The sequence below is a fragment of the Kribbella sp. NPDC055110 genome (assembly GCF_053607525.1).
Window position 1 is genome coordinate 336286 of sequence record NZ_JBSGTS010000004.1, and the last position, 22007, is coordinate 358292.

At 68.0% G+C, this 22007-nt stretch carries 22 protein-coding genes, 1 tRNA gene and 1 pseudogene; 13 read left to right on the forward strand and 11 right to left on the reverse strand.

The features are described 5' to 3' along the window. The first annotated feature begins 37 nt into the window (after positions 1–37). The 3 genes from ACWF0M_RS09505 to ACWF0M_RS09515 are packed head-to-tail and all read left to right on the forward strand — an operon-like array spanning position 38 to position 2410. Positions 38–841, forward strand: a complete 804-nt coding sequence (locus ACWF0M_RS09505; RefSeq protein WP_452235154.1) for an alpha/beta fold hydrolase — start codon at positions 38–40, stop codon at positions 839–841. 29 nt (positions 842–870) lie between these two features. Then, positions 871–1815 carry an aldo/keto reductase gene (locus ACWF0M_RS09510; RefSeq protein WP_452235155.1) on the forward strand — a complete coding sequence of 315 codons (945 nt, stop codon included), beginning with the start codon at positions 871–873 and terminating at the stop codon, positions 1813–1815. A gap of 43 nt (positions 1816–1858) precedes the next feature. Beyond that, complete coding sequence (locus ACWF0M_RS09515; RefSeq protein ID WP_452235156.1) at positions 1859–2410, forward strand: DUF4240 domain-containing protein; 552 nt, start codon at positions 1859–1861, stop codon at positions 2408–2410. A gap of 483 nt (positions 2411–2893) precedes the next feature. Here ACWF0M_RS09515 and ACWF0M_RS09520 read toward each other — a convergent pair whose 3' ends face one another. Genes ACWF0M_RS09520 through ACWF0M_RS09530 form a run of 3 tightly spaced genes read right to left on the reverse strand, consistent with a single transcriptional unit; the run spans position 2894 to position 5116 of the window. Beyond that, entirely contained in the window at positions 2894–3520 is a 627-nt protein-coding gene (locus ACWF0M_RS09520; RefSeq protein WP_452235157.1) for a hypothetical protein, read from the reverse strand. Between the two features lie 19 nt (positions 3521–3539). Continuing rightward, entirely contained in the window at positions 3540–4766 is a 1227-nt protein-coding gene (locus ACWF0M_RS09525) for an RNA polymerase sigma factor (protein WP_452235158.1), read from the reverse strand. Next, entirely contained in the window at positions 4763–5116 is a 354-nt protein-coding gene (locus ACWF0M_RS09530; protein WP_452235219.1) for a YciI family protein, read from the reverse strand. The genes ACWF0M_RS09525 and ACWF0M_RS09530 overlap by 4 nt, the downstream gene beginning before the upstream one ends. 180 nt (positions 5117–5296) lie before the next feature. On the opposite strand from ACWF0M_RS09530, the gene ACWF0M_RS09535 reads away from it, so the two are divergent. The 3 genes from ACWF0M_RS09535 (at position 5297) to ACWF0M_RS09545 (ending at position 7339) form a co-directional block, all read left to right on the forward strand. Further along, positions 5297–6724, forward strand: coding sequence for an MFS transporter (locus tag ACWF0M_RS09535; RefSeq protein ID WP_452235159.1), 1428 nt, complete (start codon positions 5297–5299; stop codon positions 6722–6724). A 10-nt stretch (positions 6725–6734) separates the two neighbouring features. Then, positions 6735–6890, forward strand: coding sequence for a DUF6131 family protein (locus tag ACWF0M_RS09540; RefSeq protein WP_165546417.1), 156 nt, complete (start codon positions 6735–6737; stop codon positions 6888–6890). Between the two features lie 86 nt (positions 6891–6976). Beyond that, positions 6977–7339, forward strand: a complete 363-nt coding sequence (locus ACWF0M_RS09545; protein ID WP_452235160.1) for a YciI family protein — start codon at positions 6977–6979, stop codon at positions 7337–7339. Here the strand turns inward: ACWF0M_RS09545 and ACWF0M_RS09550 are convergent. Continuing rightward, entirely contained in the window at positions 7310–8077 is a 768-nt protein-coding gene (locus tag ACWF0M_RS09550; RefSeq protein ID WP_452235161.1) for an enoyl-CoA hydratase/isomerase family protein, read from the reverse strand. The genes ACWF0M_RS09545 and ACWF0M_RS09550 overlap by 30 nt on opposite strands. Positions 8078–8434: 357 nt before the next feature. Between ACWF0M_RS09550 and ACWF0M_RS09555 the strand changes: the two genes are divergently transcribed. Then, positions 8435–9403 carry an SH3 domain-containing protein gene (locus ACWF0M_RS09555; RefSeq protein WP_452235162.1) on the forward strand — a complete coding sequence of 323 codons (969 nt, stop codon included), beginning with the start codon at positions 8435–8437 and terminating at the stop codon, positions 9401–9403. Positions 9404–9446: 43 nt separating this feature from the next. Here the strand turns inward: ACWF0M_RS09555 and ACWF0M_RS09560 are convergent, their stop codons facing one another. Further along, a complete protein-coding gene (locus tag ACWF0M_RS09560; protein WP_452235163.1) occupies positions 9447–10712 on the reverse strand; it encodes an FAD-binding oxidoreductase in 1266 nt (421 codons plus the stop codon). A 223-nt stretch (positions 10713–10935) separates the two neighbouring features. Between ACWF0M_RS09560 and ACWF0M_RS09565 the strand changes: the two are divergent. After that, a pseudogene (locus ACWF0M_RS09565) lies at positions 10936–11553 on the forward strand (aminoglycoside phosphotransferase family protein); the annotation flags it as partial. Here ACWF0M_RS09565 and sigJ read toward each other — a convergent pair. Next, a complete protein-coding gene (gene sigJ / locus ACWF0M_RS09570; protein WP_452235164.1) occupies positions 11534–12412 on the reverse strand; it encodes an RNA polymerase sigma factor SigJ in 879 nt (292 codons plus the stop codon). The pseudogene ACWF0M_RS09565 and the gene sigJ overlap by 20 nt on opposite strands. A gap of 67 nt (positions 12413–12479) precedes the next feature. On the opposite strand from sigJ, the gene ACWF0M_RS09575 reads away from it, so the two are divergent. Beyond that, positions 12480–13238 carry a glycoside hydrolase family 16 protein gene (locus ACWF0M_RS09575; protein ID WP_452235165.1) on the forward strand — a complete coding sequence of 253 codons (759 nt, stop codon included), beginning with the start codon at positions 12480–12482 and terminating at the stop codon, positions 13236–13238. A 143-nt stretch (positions 13239–13381) separates the two neighbouring features. Continuing rightward, a complete protein-coding gene (trpD, locus tag ACWF0M_RS09580; protein ID WP_452235166.1) occupies positions 13382–14410 on the forward strand; it encodes an anthranilate phosphoribosyltransferase in 1029 nt (342 codons plus the stop codon). On the opposite strand, the gene ACWF0M_RS09585 is transcribed toward trpD, so the two are convergent. Together ACWF0M_RS09585 and ACWF0M_RS09590 are read right to left on the reverse strand one after the other, a co-directional pair. Then, the gene (locus ACWF0M_RS09585) at positions 14381–15169 is read right to left on the reverse strand and encodes an alpha/beta fold hydrolase (RefSeq protein WP_452235167.1); all 789 of its coding nucleotides are present in this window, start codon (positions 15167–15169) and stop codon (positions 14381–14383) included. The two genes, trpD and ACWF0M_RS09585, sit on opposite strands and share 30 nt — an antisense overlap. After that, on the reverse strand, positions 15160–16158 hold the full coding sequence (locus tag ACWF0M_RS09590) for an acyltransferase domain-containing protein (RefSeq protein ID WP_452235168.1): 999 nt from the start codon (positions 16156–16158) through the stop codon (positions 15160–15162). Before ACWF0M_RS09590 ends, ACWF0M_RS09585 begins: the two co-directional genes overlap by 10 nt. Before the next feature lie 127 nt (positions 16159–16285). Here ACWF0M_RS09590 and ACWF0M_RS09595 point away from each other — a divergent pair, with 127 nt between their 5' ends. Further along, on the forward strand, positions 16286–17005 hold the full coding sequence (locus tag ACWF0M_RS09595; RefSeq protein ID WP_452235169.1) for a DinB family protein: 720 nt from the start codon (positions 16286–16288) through the stop codon (positions 17003–17005). A 7-nt stretch (positions 17006–17012) separates the two neighbouring features. On the opposite strand, the gene ACWF0M_RS09600 is transcribed toward ACWF0M_RS09595, so the two are convergent. Beyond that, on the reverse strand, positions 17013–17576 hold the full coding sequence (locus ACWF0M_RS09600; RefSeq protein ID WP_452235170.1) for a dihydrofolate reductase family protein: 564 nt from the start codon (positions 17574–17576) through the stop codon (positions 17013–17015). Positions 17577–17758: 182 nt separating this feature from the next. Then, positions 17759–17847 (reverse strand) — tRNA-Ser (locus ACWF0M_RS09605). A 240-nt stretch (positions 17848–18087) separates the two neighbouring features. Between ACWF0M_RS09605 and ACWF0M_RS09610 the strand changes: the two genes are divergently transcribed. Beyond that, on the forward strand, positions 18088–19326 hold the full coding sequence (locus ACWF0M_RS09610) for an MFS transporter (protein WP_452235171.1): 1239 nt from the start codon (positions 18088–18090) through the stop codon (positions 19324–19326). Between the two features lie 74 nt (positions 19327–19400). Next, positions 19401–20618, forward strand: a complete 1218-nt coding sequence (locus ACWF0M_RS09615; RefSeq protein ID WP_452235172.1) for an MFS transporter — start codon at positions 19401–19403, stop codon at positions 20616–20618. 85 nt (positions 20619–20703) lie between these two features. Here ACWF0M_RS09615 and ACWF0M_RS09620 read toward each other — a convergent pair whose 3' ends face one another. Continuing rightward, positions 20704–21993: an integrase core domain-containing protein gene (locus ACWF0M_RS09620; protein WP_452235173.1), complete on the reverse strand. Its 1290-nt coding sequence runs from the start codon at positions 21991–21993 to the stop codon at positions 20704–20706. Positions 21994–22007: the final 14 nt, after the last annotated feature.

A 22007-nucleotide genomic window follows, 5' to 3' on the forward strand; every position in this document is an offset into this window, starting at 1 on the left:
CTGTACGGTCTAGTTCCCATCCAGTGAGGAGAAGACCATGAGCACCGTGACATCGGCCGACGGCACCACGATCGCCTTCGAGGCGTACGGCGCGGGCAGACCGCTGATCCTGATCGACGGAGCGACCGCGCACCGGGCCGTGAACCCGACCAACGACCAGGTCGGGCAGCTGCTGACCGACGGTTTCCGGACGTACGTGTACGACCGGCGCGGCCGTGGCGCGAGCACCGACACCGCGCCGTACGCGATCCAGCGGGAGATCGAGGACATCGCCGCTCTGATCCAGGACGCCGGCCAGCCGGCCATCCTGTTCGGCTGGTCGTCGGGCGCGCTGCTGGCGCTGGACGCTGCCGCCGCGGGGCTTCCGATCGCCGGGCTGGCGTTGTTCGAGCCGCCGGTTGTCGTCGACGACGTACGACCGCCGCTGCCGTCCGACTACGTTGAGCAGCTCGATGCGTTCGTCGCAGAGGGCCGTCGCGACAAGGCCGCCGAGCTGTTCATGACCGCGGCCGCCGGCATGCCCGCGGAGGCGATCCCGGGCATGAAGCAGTCGCCGTACTGGGCGCCGGTCGAGGCGGTCGCGCACACGATCGCGTACGACGGACGCATCATGGGGGCCACCATGTCCGGCAACCCACTGCCTTCCGAGCGCTGGGCCGACGTGAAGGTTCCCGTGTTGGTGCTGCACGGCGACAAGACCTGGCCCGCGCTCTCGGCCGGCGCTCTCGCTGTGGCCGAGCATCTGCCTACCGCGACGTTGAAGGTGATCCCCGGCGAGAACCACGGGACCGAAGCGGCGACACTGGCTCCGGTACTGCGGGAATTCGCAGACTTGACCTAGACAGCGCTCTAGCTTGTTGGATCTGGCGCATGGTGAATCTGGCGCTGGGCGCGATGGAGTACGGGACGCGAATCGACGAGGAGACCTCGTTCCGGTTGCTGGATGCCTACGTGGACGCCGGCGGAGAGTGGATCGACACCGCGAACTGCTACGCGTTCTGGCAGGTCCCGAACGGACAGGGCGGCCAGAGTGAGGAGCTGCTCGGGAGGTGGTTCGCGCAGCGTCCCGGCGTACGGGATCGGGTCAAGCTGGCGACCAAGGTCGGATGCGAACCACTCTGGCCCGGCAGCTACCCCGAGCACACGGAAGGCCTCGGCGCCAAGGCGATCGACGCCGCGCTCGAGACCTCGCTGCGCCGCCTCGGTGTCGACCACATCGACCTGTACTGGGCACACCGCGACGACAGGTCCACTCCGCTGGAGGAGACCGTCGCAGCGTTCGGCAAGCACGCTGCGGCCGGCACGATCGGGCGCCTCGGGCTCTCGAACTACGCACTGTGGCGGGCCGAACGGATGCGCGGTCTGGCGGGTGAGCTCGGCGTGATGGCTCCGAGCGCGCTGCAGCTGCGCTACTCGTACCTGCAGCCCCGGCCGTTCGTCCGCGACCACTCCCACGACCACCGCTTCGGCTGGATCACCGACGAGGTCCTCGACTACGCACAGAACAACCCGGAGCAGCAGCTGTTCGCGTACAGCCCACTGATGTCCGGCGCCTACGAGAACCGCGCCGACCGCCCCCTCGACCCAGCCTTCGACCACCCCGGCACCACCCGCCGACTAGAGGTCCTCACCGACCTCGCCACCACCCTCAACACCACCCGCTCCGCAGTAGTCCTCGCCTGGCTCACCGCAGGCACCCCCGCCATCACCCCCATAGTCGGCATCAGCACCCCCACCTACCTCACCACCGCCCTAGCAGGCGCCCACCTCTCCCTAACCCCCGAACAACACCAACAACTCGACGAGGTCTGGTAGTTAACCCTCCCGTTGGACCCGGGGTCGGTGAGATGGTTTGGGGGTGGACAGGGATTCGTTCTGGGCTCTGGTCGAGGATGCGCGGGCCTCGGTGGATGACACCGTGGCTGATCCGGACGGGGTTGCGGACGCGTTGACCAAGGTTCTGGGTACGGCGGAGGCCGAGGAGATTGTGGGGTTCGGGACCGAACTCGCGCGGTTGCAGGTCGAGTCGTACCGCTGGGATCTGTGGGCGGCGGCGTACCTGATCAACTCCGGCGCTTCGGAGGACGGGTTCGACTCGTTCCGGGGCTGGCTGCTCGCGCAGGGGCGGGAGGTGTGGGACGCCGCGCTGATCGACCCGGACTCGCTCGCGGATGTGGTGGACGAGGACCGGCCGGAGGGGTTCGAGGGCTTCGACGGCGAAGGGATGCTGCACGTTGGCAGTCACGCCTACAAGAACCTGACCGGCGACGAGCCGGCGTACTGGAAGGCCGTCGACCGCAACGCCCCGGACACCCCGGATCTCCCCGCCGGCAAGGAGATCGACTTCGACGACGAAGACGACCTGGAGGCCCGCCTCCCCCGGCTGTCGGCTCTCTACCTGAACGTATAGGCCCTGATCGTCTAGGGTCCTGAGTCGGAAGTTCGTGCCATAGGTTCGGCGGGTTCGACGCACGCCCAGGAATTCGCGGCACTCGGGCCTCCCCAAACCGGTGTGGGGAGCCACACCCACCCGAATCAGCCTGCAACACTCCCCAAACCACCGGAATCGGCCGCAGGCTCCATCTTTGAGAAGCTACCGACCATCATCGGGCCGCGAGAATGGTCGGTGGGTTCTCAAAGATGCGATCCGCGGGTCGATCCGCGGGTCGATCCGCTCCGAATGGGGAGTGTTACAGGCTGGTTCGGGTGGGTCTTGCTCCCCAGACCGGTTTGGGGAGGCCTTGACGGCGCTCATGCTGGGCGCACCGCCCACCAACAATTTGTGTCACGGACTTCAGAAGTCGGACACCACCGGCTCAAGTTTCGGACTCGCCACCACACGGCCTACCAAGTAGCCGCGTACTTCCGACTCCGGACACTAGGACCTGCTCGGTCAGGCGGGTTCGCCGCTGAGGCGTTCTATGGCGGTGCGGAGGCGGCGGCGCCAGCCTGGGCGGCCGGCTTCGTCGTCGGCGGCGGCGAGGCTGACCAGGTGCTGGGCGGTCTCGAAGCCTTCGGCTGGTTGCTCCTCCAGTACCTCACGGGTCGTCCAGCCGAACCCGTCCGGGACCAGTAGTTCGGGTACGAGGGTCTCGTGGCTGAGGGACGCCAGCTCGTTGTCGCCGTTGCCGATGCTGAAGATCGTCGTACCGCGTCGCCGTACGTCGCTGATCCGTTCCAGCAACGTGTCGGCCGGTGTGTCCTCAGCAACGACCAGCAACGACTCACCACGACCTGCATCGCGTAGGCGGTCCAGACCGATCGCCAGGTGGGGTGGTGCGTCCGGCGGCGGCGCCCAGCGGACCAGCGACGGCCTCAGGTCCTCGATGCCGGCGCGGTGGAGCTCGTCGTCCAAGTGCGCGGTCAGGTGCCAGGGCTCGTCGTCGACCGGTCCGAACAGCATCAGCCCACTGCGCCTGGTGGTGAAGCGTCGCAGCGCATAGCCGAACTCCGTGGTCCGGCTACCCAGTTCGGTGCCGGTCAGCATCTCCCGGAGGAGTGAGGCCCTGGTGAGATCCACATGTCCAACCTACGCGACCTCAGGTCAGCCGGTCCGCCTTCGCCTGCAGGTAGTTCCGCTCCGGCGTGCTCGTCGTACGGCGGGCCGCCAGGAGGTAGCTCTCCCGCGCAGCAGCCACGTCACCGGACATCTCGAGCAGATGCGCGCGGACAGCCTCGAGCCGGTGGTTCATGCGGTCGTCCGACTCGAGTGGCTCGAGTACGGCGAGCCCTTCCTTCGGACCGACCGCCATACCCACCGCCACAGCGTGGTTGAGCTTCACCATCGGGTTGTCGACCAGCTGCTCCAGTACGTCGTACAGCGCGACGATCTGCCGCCAGTCCGTGTCGTCAGCTCGCTCTGCCGAGTCATGGACCGCAGCGATCGCCGCCTGTACCTGGTACGGCCCCAGCTGCGTCCGCGACAGCGCATCGCTCACCATCGCCTCGCCCTCGACGATGGCGGCCCGGTTCCACTTGGAGCGGTCCTGCTCGGCCAGCGGGATCAGTGTCCCGTCCGCACCGGTCCGTGCCGCCCGTCGCGCGTCAGTCAGCAGCATCAGCGCCAGCAGCCCCGCCACCTCACCGTCGTCCGGCAGCAGCTTCCGCACGCCACGCACCAGCCGGATCGCCTCGGTAGTCAGCTCCGCACTGTGCAACGACGTACCGGACGACGCTGTGTAGCCCTCGTTGAAGATCAGGTAGAGCACATGCAGTACGGCGCCCAGCCGCTCGTCGCGCTCCGCCTCCGGCGGCATCTCGAACGAACTCCCCGCTTGCTTGATGCTCCGCTTCGCCCGGCTGATCCGCTGCGCCATGGTTGCCTCCGGCACCAGGAACGCGGCCGCGATCTGCGCCGTGGTGAGACCACCGACCGCACGCAGCGTCAGTGCGATCTGCGACGCCGCCGACAACGCCGGATGGCAGCAAAGGAACAGCAACGTCAGTGTGTCGTCCCGACCACCCGGATCGTCGATCTCCGGGCCGGACGCAACGAACTCCTCCGGAGCGGCGAGCTGTGCCGCGTTCTCCTCACGCCGCCGCCTGGCCGACTCGCTACGGAGCAGATCGGTGAGCCGGCGCGACCCAACCCGGATCAGCCAGCCACGGGGGTTGTCCGGCACGCCCTCGGTCGGCCACTGCTGCGCGGCCGCGAGCAGAGCCTCCTGGACCGCTTCCTCGGCCAGGTCGAAGTGGCCGTAGTGCCGGACCAGCGCGCTGAGCACCTGCGGCGTCTGCTCGCGCAGCAGCAGCTCGAAGCTAGTCACATCTCCAGCCCAGACATGTCCATGACCGGTCGCACCTCCACGGCGACGTACTCCGCATCCGGCATGCGGGCCGCGTAGCCGATCGCCTGGTCGATGGTGTCGCACTCCACCAGGTAGAACCCGGCCAGGTGCTCCTTCGCCTCGGCGTACGGCCCGTCCGTCGTGGTCGTGGTGTCGTCACGCACCTGAACGGTCCGGGTGGTGATCGGGTCTGCCAGACCGGCGGCACTGACCAGCAGGCCCTGCTCGGTCAGCTCCCGCGACAGCGCCTCGTGCGCCTCGGTCAGGCCGTCTCGTTGCTCGGCCGACAGGCCCGCCCAGCTCTCGGCGTTGCTGTAGATCAGCAGCATGTACTTCACAGTCACCATCCTGTCCCGAGTGGAGGTCGCTGTGACCCCCAGTTAACAGGTACGTCGAAGCAGGTACGCCGTACTTCGACAGAACCGGAATGTCGAAATGCACCCGGTCGGCACCGACGTCTCCGCCGAGTGACGCTCAGCCGGGGCGTCCCGGCGTACTGGAGATGCCTGATGGTTTCGCATTCGAAGCGTTGGCTCGCGCTGGCGTTGCTCTGTCTGACCGGGTTCATGATCATCCTGGACGCGTCGATCGTGCTCGTCGCCGTGCCGTCGATCGAGCGGGAGCTGACCTTCTCGACCGGTGGTGCGCAGTGGGTGCCCAGCGGGTACGGGCTGATGTTCGGCGGCCTCCTGCTGCTCGGCGGCCGGATCTCCGACCTGCTGGGTCGCCGGCGCGTCTTCATGACCGGACTGCTCCTGTTCGCAGGGTCCTCCCTGCTCTGCGGGCTCGCGTGGAGTGGTGACGCTCTGGTCCTCGCACGCGGGCTGCAGGGCGCGGCAGCCGCCGTACTGGCTCCCAGTGCGTTGTCGATCGTCATGACCACGTTCCCGTCCGGTCCGGATCGCAACAAGGCGCTGGGGATCTGGGGCGCCACCAGTGGGGTCGGCGGTACGGCGGGCTCGCTCGTCGGCGGTCCTGTCACGGACGGACTCGGCTGGCAGTGGATCTTCTTCATCAACGTGCCGGTCTGCGTGCTGGTCGTCGTACTGGCGCCCGTACTGCTGCAGGAGAGCCGCGGACCGGGACGCCGCGGATTCGACGTGGCCGGTGCCGTCACCGTCACCGCAGCACTCATGGTCCTCGTGTACGCCGTCATTGAGGCACCCGAGTCGCCGGCGACGCGGACCGTACTGCTGGTGCTCGCCTCCGCCGCTCTGTTCGCACTGTTCGTAGCAGTGGAGAAGCGCTCGGCTGCACCGCTCGTACCGCTCCGGATCTTCCACTCGCGCGCACTGGTCGGCGGCAACCTCATCACGATCAGCTGGGGGTTGGCGGCGTTCGGACTCAACTTCATCTACACGCAGTACGCACAGCTCGCACTGGGTGCGTCAGCGATCCGCTACGGCCTCATGTCCGCAGTACTCGCAGCAGCCGCGGTCGTGGCGTCCATGATCGGTCAGCACCTAGTCACTCGAGTCGGACCGCGTCGGGTCGCCTTCGTGTCACTACTGGTCGCAGGAGTTGGTACGACGCTGATGACCCAGCTGACCGTGTCCTCTGGGTACTTCGAGCTGGCCTTCTGGGGGCTCACGATCTTCGGTGCCGGGTTGGGCGCAGGTACGGTCGCCGGCTCGATCGCCTCACTGAGTGACGTCGCGGGCGAAGACGCCGGTGTCGCGTCCGGGCTGCAGAACGCCAGCTTCCAGATCGGCGGCGCGATCGGCGTCGCGGCAGTCTCCGCCGTAGCTACTGCCAGTACGTCGGGTGTTACGCCGGTCGCACTCACCCACGGATACCGCATCGCGTTCGCGACGGTGTGGATCTTCCTCGCAATCGGCCTGGCCGGTTGCCTGCTGGTCAAACGCCCGTTGGAGGTTCGGGCCGCTGAGGGTGGGCACCGGACGTCCGTGGCCGCAACCGTCAGGCGGTCGAACTGAAGGAGGTTCCATGCTGGTCCTCGGACTGATTCTGCTCATCCTCGGGTTCGTGCTGAACATCTCGATCCTGTGGACGATCGGCATCGTGCTGCTCCTGGTCGGAGCGGTCCTGTGGCTTCTCGGAGCCACCGGCCGCGCGGTCGGCGGCCGAAGGCATTGGTACTGATCGAGTCGTAGTGATCGGCCAACGCACAAGAGCCCCGCGGATCCGTCCGCGGGGTTCTGTCGGTGCGGCTGGTTAGCCTGTGGCCCATGAAGTACGTCGTGATGATCTTTCGGAGCGTCGACCGGGCGTGGACCGCGGACGACGACGCGGCCCTGGAACGGTTGATGCGGCTCGAACGGGAGCTCGCCGAGTCCGGTGAACTGGTCAGCTCGGAGGGCCTGCGACCGCCCGAGGAGGGCCGGATCGTGCAGATCCGGGACAGTCAGCAGGTCGTCACCGACGGGCCGTTCGGTGAGGCCAAGGAGCAGCTGGCCGGGTTCTTCATGATCGACGCGACCGACGACCAGCAGGCGCAGGAGATCGCCGGCCGGGTCTCGACTGCGGTCGGCGACCGGGTCGAGCTGCGCGGCACGCTGATCTCAGAGGGAATGCCAGACGAACTTCGGTGAGCGTTTCTGCGTGAAGGCCTCGATACCTTCCGCGAGCTCACCCGAGGCGATCGTCTCGCGATACCGCCGTACCGCTGCCGTGTCTGCGTCCTCGCCCGCCAGCAGTGCGTTGACCGACTCCTTGGCCGAGCGGATCGTCAGCTGCGACCGCGACACCAACGTGTCCGCGAACTCCTCGGCCGCCGCCATCGGGTCGTCCTCCACGCGGTCGACCAGGCCCTTCAGCTCGGCCCGGTCCGCGGTCAGCAACTCGCCGCTGAAGAGCAAGTACTTCGTAGTCGCGGGACCGACCAGGTCGAGCAGCACCTTGATCGCGGCCGGCGGATAGACGACGCCGATCCGGGCCGGCGTGACGCCGAAGCTGGCGTCCCGGGCGGCGAACCGGAAGTCGCAGTTCACCGCGATCTCCAGGCCGCCGCCGATGCAGTGCCCGCGGACGACCGCGATCGTCGGCTTCGGGAACTCCCGCAACGCCGCCTGGGCCTGCAGGTTGGACGCGCGCAGTTCGGCCATCGGATCGGCCGGGTCGGCGCCCGAGATCAGCTCGCGGATATCGGCGCCGGCGGAGAAACTCGCACCCTCGCCGGTCACCAGCAGGACCTTCACCTCGTCGTCGCTCGCCAGGCCGGCGAGCAGCCCGGGCAGGTCCGCCCACATCGCCCGGGTCAGCGCGTTCCGCTTCGCCGCACGATCAATCACCAGCCGCGCAACAACCCCGCCCTCGATCCGAAATCCCACCCGCGCAGTCAACCGCACCCACAGCCCCACCGCCGCGCTGCAGGTCACATGCGGAACCGCCAGGCCATCACAATTGCGCCCCCGGCGCCGGCCCACGCCTGCAGCGGCCTCCGACGCGTGATTGTGATGGCCTGGCGGTACGGCGACCACGTGGCGACCGCGATCACGACGGCGATCTGCCGACCAAGCGTTTGATCTCGGAACGGTCACATCCGGATACCGGGCGAATCACGGTCGCGGGCAGGCGGGGGATGTTCGTAATGCGTTAAGACGAGGAGCCGATTCGAACCGGCGCGGCGAAGTGTGCTTGACTCCTCCGGTCGATAACGTTTTGGTCTCGGCAGATTGGGTCTACCAGTGACGGCAGGACGGCACAGACAGGCGCGGCACCGGCAGTCGCGCGCCAAGATGTTCCAGCCGGGTCTCGTGAAGGTAGCGATTCCGGGCGCGGCGGTGGCGATGGTTGCCACCGGTTCGGCCGCCGCACTTCCCAGCCAGCACGTTCAGCTCGACCCGTCGATCGCCAGCTCGTCCCTGCAGCTGTCGCGCGACGCCACGATCAGCCGGGACGCTCTGCGTCCGCCGATCAACCCCACGTCGACCGCGGCGCCCAAGCCGACGTCGAGCCCGACGGCCAAGCACCTCAAGAAGCAGGCGCCGATCCCGAAGCCGACCTCGGCGAAGACCCGCGCGGCGCAGGACCTCAACGCGAACGCGACGCCGCCGACGATCACCGGCACGAAGTACACCACCACCGACGTGAACCTCTGGTCGCTGCCGCTGACCGGCCTGCTGCTGGACGTGCTGCCGAAGGGCACCAAGGTCTCGGTCACCGGCAAGGTCGACGGCCTCTGGGCCGAGGTGGTCAGCGACGGCAAGTCCCGCTGGGTGAAGGCGCAGTACCTGTCTGCCACCAAGCCGGTCGCCGCGGTTTCCGGGGCGATCTCGCAGGCGGCTTGCAAGTCCGGCTCGTCGGTCGAGAGTGGCCTGACCCAGGACGCGATCCGGGTTCACCGCGCGATCTGCGCGAAGTTCCCCGACATCACGTCGTACGGCGGTCTGCGGTCCGGCGACAGCGGCTCGGAGCACTCGACCGGGCACGCGCTCGACATCATGGTCAGCGGTTCCGAGGGCCAGGAGGTCGCGGACTGGCTGAAGGCCAACTACACGAAGCTCGGCGTCAGCCAGCTGATCTGGCAGCAGCACATCTGGACGGTCCAGCGCAGCAGCGAAGGCTGGCGCGCGATGGCCGACCGCGGTGGCGTGACCGCGAACCACTACGACCACGTGCACGTGACCGTCTACGGAAACACCGGCACGGTCTGATTCACGCAGGAGAACGGCCCGGGGCGGGACCCGGGCCGTTCTTTTATGGGCGGATGTTGGCGTTCAGGTGGAAGAAGTTGGTCGGGTCGTAGGCCCGCTTCACCGCCCGCAGCCGCTGCAGGTCCGCCGCGCCGTACGCCGTGTCCGCGCGCCCCGGGTCGCCGAGGAAGTTCACGAACGTCCGCCCCGAGGTGGGCAGGGCGACCTCGCGGTCGATGATCAGTGAGTACGACGCCTCGCGGTGACCGATCGGTCCGGCGCCGGGACCTGGGTGGGCCATCGCGCCACCCCAGTGGCGGACCTCGACCATGGCGTCCTCGAGTTCGGCGACCACGTCGATGACCTCGTCGGTCAGCGTGTCCAGGAAGTCGAGGTGGCGAGCGGGCGTGCCGCCCATCGCGGCGTCGGCGTACTCGATCGTCTTCAGTTCGCCGGCCAGGCGCGGGCCGGCGGTCTCGAACAGCGGCTTCAGCAGGTGTTCGGCGAGATCGGCCGGGCCGGCGTACATGACCTTGATCGCGACGGCGCGCTGCTCGGTGCCGGGGACGCGGGTCAGGACGACCGCGGTGCTGAGTTCGTTGGGGATCGTGGCGGTCCAGTCGCGGTACCGGCGGAGGATCGCGGCGGCGCGGTCGATGCCGTAGTACACGATGCCGGCGTGGACCTCGCGGACCGGGTACAGGCGGAACTCCAGCGAGGTGACGATGCCGAAGTTGCCGGTGCCGCCGCGGATCGCCCAGAACAGGTCCGGGTGCTGCTCGGCGCTCGCGGTGACGGTGCGACCGTCGGCGGTGACGACCTCGGCGCGGATCACGCTGTCGGCCGCGAACCCGTACTTGCGGGCCAGCCATCCCACTCCGCCGCCGAGCGTGTACCCGGTGACGCCGACGTCGCGGTGCGAACCGGACAGCGGGGCGAGCCCGAACTGCCGCGCGGCATCCAGCACTGCACCCCAGCGGGCACCCGGCGCGACCTTGGCGATCCGGCGCTCCGGGTCGATGAGGACTGATGTCATCGGCGTCGTCTTCAGCAGGATCCCGCCGTCGGCAGGCACTCGGGTACCGTGTCCCGTCGCCTGCACTGCGATCGGTACGCCGTACTCGCGAGCGGTCCGCACGGCTGCCTGTACGTCGGTCCGCCCGTACGCCTCCGCGATCACGAGCGGGCGCGAGTCCACCGAGGGGATCACGGAACGCCGCTGCTTGTCGTACTCCGGCTCTCCGGGCAGCCGGACCGTGCCGTTGAAGCCTGCCCCCAGCAGTCCCGCCACGAGGTCACTGGCAACCGCTGCAATCGCCTGCGTAGACATCTGATCCCGCTCCTTCGCCGTATCCGCTTCCTGCTCATACGTCGAAGGAGGTCGCCAGTGATCGACACGTCCGCCAAACTTTTCTCGATGACTCACACGGTCGAGATCTCCGGACGCACCCTCACCAAGCGCTACGCGTCGTGGCTGCGCGACGAGCCGGCCCGCGAATGGGCCGCGCTCACCCTCCTGTCGCAGACCGCGCCCGACCTGGCCCCCAAGCCCCTCACCTCATCCACCGATGGCTCGGCTCCCCGCCCCGTGGATCACGATGACCCTCCTCCCCGGCCACCCCCTCGAGGGCCTCCTCACCCCCACCCAAACCAGCGCTCTGGGCAACGCCATCGAGACCCTCTGGTCAACCCCGTCCGACAGCCTCGAGCCGATAGATCTCACCGCTCTGGTCGAACGCACCCGAACCGGCCTGACCGCGCTCCGCGACACCGACGGCGTGATCGCCGAGGCCGCCCGTACCTGGCTCGACAACGAGCCGCTCGACCTGACCGACGTACGGGATCCTGTGGTTGCCCACGGCGACCCCAACCTCACCAACTACCTGTGGGACGGCACGCGGGTCCGCATCGTCGACTTCGAGGACGCGGGTTTGGGCGATCGCACCGTCGAACTGGCGAACCTGGTCGAACACCTGTCCTGGCGAGCGGTCGATCCGACCCCGTTGGTACGGCGGTTCGCCGTGGACGCGGAACGGTTCCGCGCCGCCCGCTACCTGTGGGCCGGGTTCTGGCTGACGCTGATCGGGCCCGGCGGCCCGAGCGCCGACCGCAATCCACCAGGGACCGCGGAGGCGCAGGCGCAACGGATGCTCAGGCTGGTAGCGGGATGACCTCGAGGCGGTCGAGGTCGGCGAGGATGTCGATCTCGGTGATCTTGCCGTCGGTCACGGTGATGGCCATGACGCCCATCAACCGGTCGTCGACGACCGTGATCGCACCAGGCAGCCCGTTGATCAGAGCGAGCTGCGTGTACGGCGCCATGCGGCTGAACAGGAGCGCCTGCTCGACGACCGCCCTCGCGCCGCGGACCAGCTTCGATACGGCCGGTCCGGCGAACTCGGCGCTCGCGGCACCCGCGTCCGCCCGCAGCAGCACGTCCGGATCTAGCAGTGCTAGCAGCGCCTCGAAGTCGCCGCCCCGCGACGCAGCCATGAACGCCTCGACGATGGCCCGCTGCCGGCTGACGTCACCGTCACTCGCCGGCGCACCCTGGACCCGTCGACGCGCGCGACTCGCCAACTGACGTGTCGCGGCCGGCGACTTGTCCACAATCGTGGCGATCTCGTCGAACCCGACGCCGAACATGTCGTGCAGCACGAACGCCAGCCGCTCGGCCGGCGACAGGGTCTCCAGTACGACGAGCAACGCCAGCCCGATCGCGTCCGCCTGGACCGCCTCGTCCTCTGGTCCCGGCGCACCGATGATTGGGTCCGGCACATACGTGTCCAGTGAGTCTTCCCGCCGCGACTTGCGGCTGCGCAGCATGTCCAGACACACCCGCGACACCACCGTGGTCAGCCAGCCGGCCAGATTGCCGACATCACTCACGTCAGTACGGCTCAGCCGCAGCCAGGCCTCCTGTACGGCGTCCTCGGCCTCAGGCAACGATCCGAGCATCCGGTACGCGACCGCACGCAGGTGCCCACGGTTCTCCTCGAACCGCCGCGCCAGCTGCTCATGCTCGTCCACCTCTACCTCCTGAGTGCCCTGACGGATCAGCCCACCATGATGTGACACGCCATCCGAGCAGCGGATCATGGGGGTCATGACTCACCCGGTGTTCGCGGACGACTTCAACGCGCCGGCCCTGGACCTGTCGGTCTGGTCGCCGTACTACCTGCCGCAGTGGAGTTCGCGGAGCGCGTCTGCGGCGACGTACCGCTTGGCCGACTCGTGCCTGACGCTCAGCATCCCTGTCGAGCAGGGGCTCTGGTGCGCGGGCGATCACCAGCCGGACCTGCGGGTCTCCGGTGTGCAGTCAGGCAACTACTCGGGTCCTGTCGGCAGCACGATCGGCCAGCAGCCGTACCGTGACGGTCTGGTCGTTCGGGAGGAGCAGGAGCCGTTCTGGGGCTTGACCCCGGGCGGTGGGTACGTCGAGCTCCGCGCAGCCGCCGACATCGCCCCGGGTTCCATGGTGTCGCTGTGGATGGTCGGGCTGGAGGATCAGCCGGATCGCTGTGGCGAGATCTGCGTCATGGAGGTGTTCGGCGACGCGCTCGTTCCTGGTGAGTCCGCTGCGGTCGGCATGGGCCTCAAGACGATCCGCGACCCCGCCGTACCGCAGGACTTCGAGGCGGTGCGGCTGCCGATCGACGTCCGGGAGTTCCACACGTACGCGGTCGAGTGGTCCGCTGGTACGGCGACGTTCTCCGTCGACGGCACCGCGATCCGCAGCTGCCAGGGCGCTCCGATGTACCCGTTGCAGCTGATGCTCGCGGTCTTCGACTTCCCGGAGCAGTCCGGGAAGGACCACGTACCGAGCTTTGTCGTCGACCACATCCGGGTGCGCTAAGGTCGGTGGCATGTTCCAGCGCGCAGGTATGTGGTGGGCCGTCGACCTGACGGCCTGAATCCGCGCGTACCCACCGGGCCGTCTCCTGCGAGGCGGCCGTTGTCATGTTCTCCTCGTGGGGCCTAACACCCTGAGGAATGCCGATGGCAACAACGCTCCGGACGTGGTCCGGTCTGATCTCCGCGCTCCTGGCCGGCTCCGACCTGTCGACGGCGGACACCGGCTGGGCGATGGACCAACTGGTGCTGGGCGAGGTGTCGCCGGCCCAGATCTCCGGGTTCCTGATTGCCCTGCGAGCGAAGGGCGAGACCGCCGACGAGCTCAACGGGCTGGCCGACGTACTGCGTTCGCACGCGACACCAGTGCGGATCAGCGGACCGTTCGTGGACATCGTCGGGACAGGTGGCGACCGGACCGGCGCAGCGAACATCTCCACGATGGCAGCCGTAGTTGCTGCCGCTGCTGGTGCCACTGTGGTCAAGCACGGTGGCCGAGCCGCGTCGTCATCAGCAGCCGGCTCTGGCGACCTGGTCGAGCACCTGGGCGTTCCACTCGACCTGTCCGCTGCCGAAGCCGCCCAGACGGCTGCGGAGGTCGGACTGACCTACCTGTTCGCTCCACGCTTCAACCCGGCGCTCCGCCAAGTTGCGGTGGTACGGCGTGAGCTGGCGGTCCCCACCGCATTCAACGTACTCGCACCGTTGCTGAACCCGGCGAACCCGCAACACCAGCTCGTTGGCGTAGCAAACGAACGCATGCTGCCTGTGCTTGCCAGTGCGCTCGCCAAACAAGGCCGCTCTGCACTGGTCGCCCGCGGCGACGACGGGCTCGACAAACTCACCACTACTGGGTACTCGCGGCTCTGGGTGGTGCATGGCGGTTCTGCATCGGAGGTGGTGTTCGACCCGCGTTCACTGGGCTTACGGCCCTCCTCTCTCGCGGAGTTGCGTGGTGGGGACGCGGCGTTCAACGCACGGCTACTGCGCGGGCTGGTCGGTGGAGAGCACGGTCCGGTGCGGGACGTCGTACTGCTGAACGCTGCGGCGGCACTGGCGACGCTGTCGTTGGAGGCTGGGCTGGAGCAGTTGGCTGACTGCTTCGAGCGGTGCCGAGAGGCTGTGGACAGTGGCCGAGCGGCAGCGCTACTGGACCGCTGGACCAACCACCGGTGATGCTTGTGCGAATCGCAGGATGGTGTCGGTCACCAACTGCGGTTCGCGGAGGCTCGGGAAGTGGTCGACGCCCCGCAGCCAGACGAACTCACAGCCAGGGATTCGCGCAGCAGTCCCGCCGGCCACGGCTGCGAGGATCGGCCGATCCTTGTCACCGACCATCACGACGGACGGCACCTCGATCTCGTGCAGCCGGTCGTAGACGGGCGGATCCGGCTTCAGGTACTCACCCTGGTCGAACCACGCTGGAACAGCAGCGCGGAGCTGGGCCACCACAGCATCGTCAGAGCCCGCCGCAGCCCAGTGCCGGAGCCCGAACTCCACCAGACTCTCCACATCCCGCTTAGCCGCAAGTACGTCGTACTCCGCATCCAGCTCGGGCTCTTCGGGCATCGGGAAGCCGCTGACGCCTGGGCACAACAGCACCAGGCCGTGGACTCGCTCCGGGTGGGTCAGCGTGAAGCTGAGCGCCGTACCGCCACCCATCGAGCAGCCGACCAGCAGCACGCGCTCCAGGTTCAGTTGGTCCAGGACCGTCTCGAGGTCGGTGAGCAGCGAGAACTCGCCTGTCGGCTGCGGTGAACGCCCGTACCCGCGGACGTCGTACCGCACGACCCGGTGCCCGCTGAGCCCAGGCATCACGAGGTCCCACGCGCGTGAGTCGCCGATCCCCGGATGCAACAGCACCACCGGAACACCGTCGCCAGCCAGATGCTCAGCCCAGACCGTGTCCTGTCCAACCGGAATCGTCAGCTCCATCTCTTCAGCATGCCCGTCCGTCCGTACCAGTGCCCGCCAGCTCGCAGATGCTTGACGAACGCTCTCTGCAGAGTGGTGTCCTGCGGAACGTTGTCCAGGTCCTCGTCAGTCAGCTCGTGGTCAGGTACGGCCAGGTGCAGTCCCAGCCGCATGAGCTCACGGTCACCCTCGGCCGGGTCCTCTGGTGGCAGGAGCGGGAGGATGTCGAAGCGGCTCTGGAAGCGCATGATGTTCGAGTCCGGGCGCAGGTACTCGGCCAGCTGCGGGTCCAGCAGCCAGGAGTGACAGACGAGCCCTGCGAGCGGCTCCTCCGGATACCAGCGTTTGAACGACTCGACTGCGGTGGCGACGGACTCCTCTGACTCCTGTGCGTCGAGTCGGCCGCTCGGTGGGATGTGGATCGACAGCACGTGGCCGGACACGTCGTCGCCCATGCCCAACTGGGTGCGTGTGAACGCGTGCCGACCGATCTCGAAGTCAGTACCGCGGAAGCGCAGCGGTGGACTCCACAGCGGCATCAGCCCGACACCAGCACAACCGAAGACGTGCCGGTGGGTCTGCATCACCCCACCGAGCGCCGCGACAGTAGAGACAGTCACCTCGTCCGGCACGCCCCGCTGCGCATGCAGCTCACGCACGCGTTGCAGATTCGCCAGCAACGCCCACGCTGCTGCGAACAGTCCCACTGCCGACGCGTCCCGTGGTACCGCCGGCCAGCCTCTGAAACCGGTTGGAGGCAGTGCCAGATCCAGGTCTCGCTGGACCTCTTCTGCCAGCGCCGACGTGATCGCCCACCATTCCGGGTCGCGGTCCGGATCCGGACGCGCCGCCAGCATCGCGTGACGATCAGCCGAGTGCACACCGCAGTACGCCAGCACCTCCTCGGCGTCCTCAGGCAGCTGTAGGTCGGTGTCGACCTCCAGGCCCTCGAACCGCGTCTGGTCCCGCTTGGTGAAGCCCACTCGTTCCGCCGCACTCAGAACATCCACAACCTTGCTCCCTCCGCCGCGCTCGGTCTGTCCCTCGACCTCACCACGGGCCGCCCGTCGCGCGCACGACTTTTGTGTCGGAGGTCACGGTTAGGCTCGCCGCACGGCTCACGACAAGGGAGAAGGCATGGCGAAGTTCGGGCAGTCCGACGACTTGCAAGGGGCGGAGTTCTTCGAGGCGAACCTGCGCGGGGCTCGGTTCGTCGAGTCCGATCTGTCCGGCGTGGTGATGCGCGGCATCGACATCCAGGGCGCGGACATCGACGCACCGTGGCTCGCCGAGCCCGGGGGCAGCTTGACGGTCAACGGTGTCGAAGTCGCGGCGTACGTCGAAGCCGAGCAGAACCGCCGCTTTCCAGGCCGAGAGACCCGGCGGGCCGAGGACCCCGATGGTCTCCGCGCTGCCTGGGCCATCCTCGAGAAGACCTGGGCGACGGCTGTCGAACGCGTCGCGAGCATGCCAGAAGGCACCGCCGACATATCGGTCGACGGCGAGTGGTCGTTCGCGCAGACACAGCGGCACCTGGTGCACGCCATCGACCTGTGGTTCGGCCGCGAGGTCCTCGGACGCGAGGAGTTCCATCCGCTCGGCCTGGGACACGGCGCCGAGGACACGCTGACCGACAAACCGCCGTACGCCGACGTTGTCGAAGCCCACAACAGCCGCGTCGCCATGGTCCGCGACTTCCTCGCCACCGTCACCCCGGCCGAACTGGACACCCCACGCAAGAACCCCCACGGCCCCCGCCCCGAGACCACCCGCTCCTGCCTTCGCGTGCTCCTCGAAGAAGGCTGGGAACACTACCGCTTCGCGATCCGCGACCTCACCACCATCGAGACCCGCTGAATCGCGCTCAACGCCTCGTCTCGTACCTGGTCATGACCACGCCACCGGGAAACGTCCGCGTCTCCACCAGGTTCAGGTTCACCCAGCTGTCCAGCGCGGTGAAGAACGGTGTGCCGCCGCCCACCAGCACCGGATGGGTGACGATCTCGTACTCGTCGATCAGCCCAGCCTGCAGGGCCGCCGCAGCGAGCGTGGCGCCACCGACCCTCATCGGCTCGCCGTCGTCGGCCTTGAGCCGGGTGATCTCCGCGACGGCGTCGCCGGTGACCAGGCGGGCGTTCCAGTCGACCTTGTCGATCGTCGAGGAGAACACCACCTTCGGCGTGTCCCGCCAGTTCCGCGCGAACTCGATCTGCGCCGGGGTGGCGTCGGGCTGCTGGTCGCCGGTCGGCCAGTGGGAACTCATCGTCTCCCACAACTTGCGCCCGTACAGGAACAGCCCGATCGCCAACTCCCGGTCGAGCCACCACTGAAACAGCTCGTCGCTCGGCCTGCCCCAGCCGATGTCGTCGCCGGGCGCGGCGATGTAGCCATCCAGGGTCAGGTTCATGCCGTACACCAGTTTCCGCATGGCGCCACGCCTTCCTGTCAGTCCGGCGGCCTCTCTCCGGCAGCCCGTCACCCCTACAACGAACGCCAAACCCCGGATCCGACAGGTCATCGGACTCCGGGTCCGGGCCGGTCCCGGGAGACCAGAGGACGACTCCAGCCGCGTGTTCCCGCAGGTCGGAGCTACTTTCGGGACGAGATGAGCGGAGGGTGTGGGATTCGAACCCACGATGACGGTCACCCGCCATACCGGTTTTCAAGACCAGCGCACTCGGCCGCTATGCGAACCCTCCTGGCGGTTGCCGCCGAGGGTTGAGGATACCGGGTGGAATCGGAGTGCGGGGGTGGGGAGGGGCCGGTATGGTCGGCGCAGCGGCGGAGTCGCCGCGGAGGGTACGGATGGAGGTGGGAGCAATGTCTGGGTCGTTCGAGGGCATCGCACACGCCGTCCGGTCAGCGCGCTGACGCTCTGACCGGGCGAACCGGCCGGCTCAGCCGGCGTCCATCGCTTCGTCATGCCCTCAGGAGTTCTCATGCGTTCCCTCCGTGCGTACGCGTTCCCGTCCGAGCTCGGACCTGATTTCCGCAAGATCTTCCCGGCCGCGGTCATCTCCAACCTCGGCGACGGCGCCCTGATCGCCGCCGGCCCGTTGCTCGTCGCCTCGATTACCACCGAACCTGCGGCGGTCGGTGCGGCTGCCTTCGTCCAGCAGTTGCCCTGGCTGCTCTTCGCCCTGTTCAGCGGCGTCCTCGTCGACCGGCTCGACCGCCGGTTGATGATCGTTGCCGCGGACTCCTTTCGCGCGATCGTGCTGGCCGCGCTCGGTCTCGCCGTACTGCTCGACACCGCACCACTCTGGGCGGTCTACCTCGCGCTGTTCCTCCTCGGTACGGCGGAAACGCTGGCAGACAACGCATCCGGTGCACTGCTGGTCAGCGCCGTACCGAAGGACCACCTGGGCAAGGCCAACGCCCGACTGTTCGCCAGCGGCACAGTGCTCCAGCAACTCGGCGGACCACCGCTGGGCGCACTGCTGTTCGCTGCGGGCGCCGGCATCCCACTGGTCTTCGACGCGGTCACCTTTGCCGCGGCCGCGGTTCTGATCGCTCGCGTCGCCGTACGTCCGCCGCTGCCCGACCACTCCACTCGTGCAGCCGTGTTGCACGAGGTGCGCGAGGGCGTCCGGTGGCTCTGGCACCACTCCGGCGTACGGACGCTCGCCTTGTCGATCCTGGTCATGAACATCACGTTCTGCGCCGCCTTCGCGACCTGGGTGTTGTTCGCGCGCGAGCAGTTGGGGCTGAGCGAGACCCAGTTCGGTCTACTCGTGTCGGTCGGCGCCGTGGGCGGTGTGCTCGGTATGCCGACGTACCACTTCCTGGAGCCGCGTGTGGGGTCCGTGACTCTCCTCCGCGCCGGACTGGTCATCGAGACGACGGTCCACCTCGTGCTGGCGCTCACCAGGAATCCGTGGGTCGCTGGCGCGACCATGGCCGTGTTCGGCGTCCACGCGGTGGTGTGGGGCATCGTGTCGACTACAACGCGTCAGGTGGCCACACCGGACGCTCTGATGGGCAGGGTGAACAGCGTGTACCTGCTGGCCTCAGTGGGCGGTGCCGCGATCGGCTCCGCGCTGGGCGGCGTACTGGCACAGCAGTACGGTCTGGCCGCACCCTTCGCGATCGCCTTCGTGGCGATGGTGGTGATGACCGCGGTCGCCTGGCGTCCGCTCCGGAACGTCTCGGTACGTCGGGTGCGCGCGACTGACTGAAACCGGATGGAATGGGCAGGCGTGCGCTTGCTACGGTTCGCCAGCCGCCGAAGACCCGATAGGAGCGCTCAGCCATGCCCGCAGCCGCGTCACTCGGCCTCCCGAACGTCCGCGGGCGGGTCCCGCTCCTGGCCGGTCTGGCGATCGACTCCTTTGGCGGCGGCTGTGCTGGGCCGCTCCTGTTGCTGTTCTTCAACAAGGTCGCCGGCATCCCGCTCGGGACCGCGGGCGTACTGCTGACCGTCGCGACGCTGTTCTCCATCGCGGTGCCCGCTGCGGTAGGTCTGGTGATCGACCGCCTGGGCCCGCGGAACCTCGTCGTGGGTGCGCAGTTCGCCCAAGGTCTGGCGTTCACCGGCTTCTTCTTCGGGCGGTCGATGTGGCTGCTCTTCCTGTGCGCACTGGTCATGACAACCGGCCAGCGGGTGTTCTGGTCGGCGATCTTCAGCCTGCTCGCGGACGTCGCCGACGAGGGCGAGCGGGACAAGTGGTTCGGCCTGGGCGGGATGATGCAAGCGGGTGGCTTCGCTGTGGGCGCACTGGCGGCCGGGTGGCTGCTGGCGATCGGCGGGAACGCACCGTTCCTGGTCGCGATGGCCGTCAACGCAGTGACGTTCTACCTCGCCGGACTGCTGCTCCTGCGGCTACACCCGTCGCACCACGAGCGGACCGACCAGGACGACGGCCCAGCGCCGTTGCTGCGCAAGGACAGGACGTTCCTGGCGCTGATCGGCGCCAACACGTTGCTGGCGCTCTGCACGATGATGCTCGGCGTCGGCGTACCGGTGTATGTCACTGAAGCGCTGACAGTGCCGAAGTGGCTGGTCGGCGTACTGATCGCAGCGGTTGCTGTCGTCCTGGCGACAGGTCAGACGCTCGTCGTACGGCACACCGAGCAGCGGCGTCGTACGAACGTCATGGTGGTCGCTGGGATCACGTACGCCGTGTGGGCGTTGCTGATGGCGCTACAGGTGCATATCCCGGGTGGATGGGTTGTGCCGGTCCTGGTGCTCGCTACCGCCTGCTTCGCATTCGGCGACGTACTGCACGCGGCGACGAACAACGCGCTGTCGGCCGCGATCTCGCCGACGGTCGGGCGGGGGAAGTACCTGTCGTATTGGCAGTACTCGTTCACCTTCTCGAGCGTGCTGGCGCCGGCGTTCTTCACGCAGCTCTTCGAGGTGCATCACGAACTGCCGTGGGTAGCCCTCGCGGCGCTCGCACTGGTGGCCAGCCTGACGATCTACGTCCTCGCCCGGGTGGCTCCGCGCTTGAGCACGCAGCGGATCTGAGCTCGCGGTTCCTGACCCGTCAGGATGTGATGTCTCAGGACATGGGTGACAGTTCTGCGTCAGGACATCGGTGACAGTTGATGTCTCAGGACTTCGGTGACGGTCGGGGTTTGTTGGTGTGTGGTCCGGGTGGTCTGCCGTTGCCGACGTAGGTGGTGCCGGGTGTGGGGCGGGTGTGCTCGATGAGGATCTCGCCTTGCAGGTCGGTGACGGTGATCGGGTCGCCGGTCTTGTCGCCGTTGGTGATGACGAGGACCTGTTGGAAGCCTCGTCGCCCGTCGACCATGTACTGGACCTTGTCCAGGTAGAAGGCGCCGTTGCTGGCCAGCGTCTTGAGGACGGTGTCGTCGGGCAGGTCCGTGGGGAGGTTTGTGGGCGCTGGTGCCGGTGCGGGGGTGGGTGGGCGACGGATCAGGTCGCGGGTGGGGCGGGGCGGCTCGGCCTTCGCGGTGGCCTGCCAGGCGGCCTGGGGTGTGACGCGGCCGGGCAGGCCTTGGTGGGGGCGCTGGGTGTTGTAGATGTGGTCGAAGGCGTCGACCTGGGCCTGCAGTTCGTCCAGCGTCTCGGCGAGTGGTTGTTTGTCGAGGTAGCGGAACAGGGTCTGGTGGAAGCGTTCGTTCTTGCCTTGGGTGGTCGGTTTGTAGGGCTTGCCGGTGATCGGCTCCACTCCCAGGGCCATCAAGTGAACGACGAACTGGCCCAGGAGTCCGCGGCGCGACGGGTTGAGTGCGATCCCGTTGTCCGACAGCAGCCGTTGCGGAACACCATGAGCGGCCACGGCCTTGTCGAAAACGGCAATGGCGGCTTGCGAGGTCTCGCCCCAGGCAACGTGGGAGGCGGGTGCGTAGCGGGAGTGGTCGTCGATGGGCTGGAAGATCACACACTTCCGGCCACCGGTCAGGACGTACTCGGTGGCGTCCAGTTGCCAGCAGGCGTTGGGGGCCGGGTAGACGAACCGGCGCCATGCCGCCCTCGGCTTCTTCTTCGGCTCCAGACGGGCCACGCCAGCCTCGCGGAAGATCCGCGCCAGCGACGCGACCGAGGGCACCTGGCCCAGGCCCATTGCGTGCATCTTGTCGTGCACGCTGATCGGGCCGTGGTCCAGCCCGGAAGCCTCCAGTGCGGCACGCACCCGGACGGCTTGCTCTTTGACTTGGTCGGTCAGTTTGGACGGGCTCGTCCTTGGCCGGCGGGTCCGCGGCTCGAGCACTGCGGCCGGCCCATCGACCAAGGCGCGCTTGCGCAGCTCGTAGAACGATTTGCGGGAGATGCCGTGCTCGGCACAGAACGTCGACACCGCCCCACGAGGAGCATCATCGGGCCACTGCGAGATCGCGAGCCGAACACGAGGATCGATGGGTTCACTGGCAGCCATCCCCGAACCGTCGG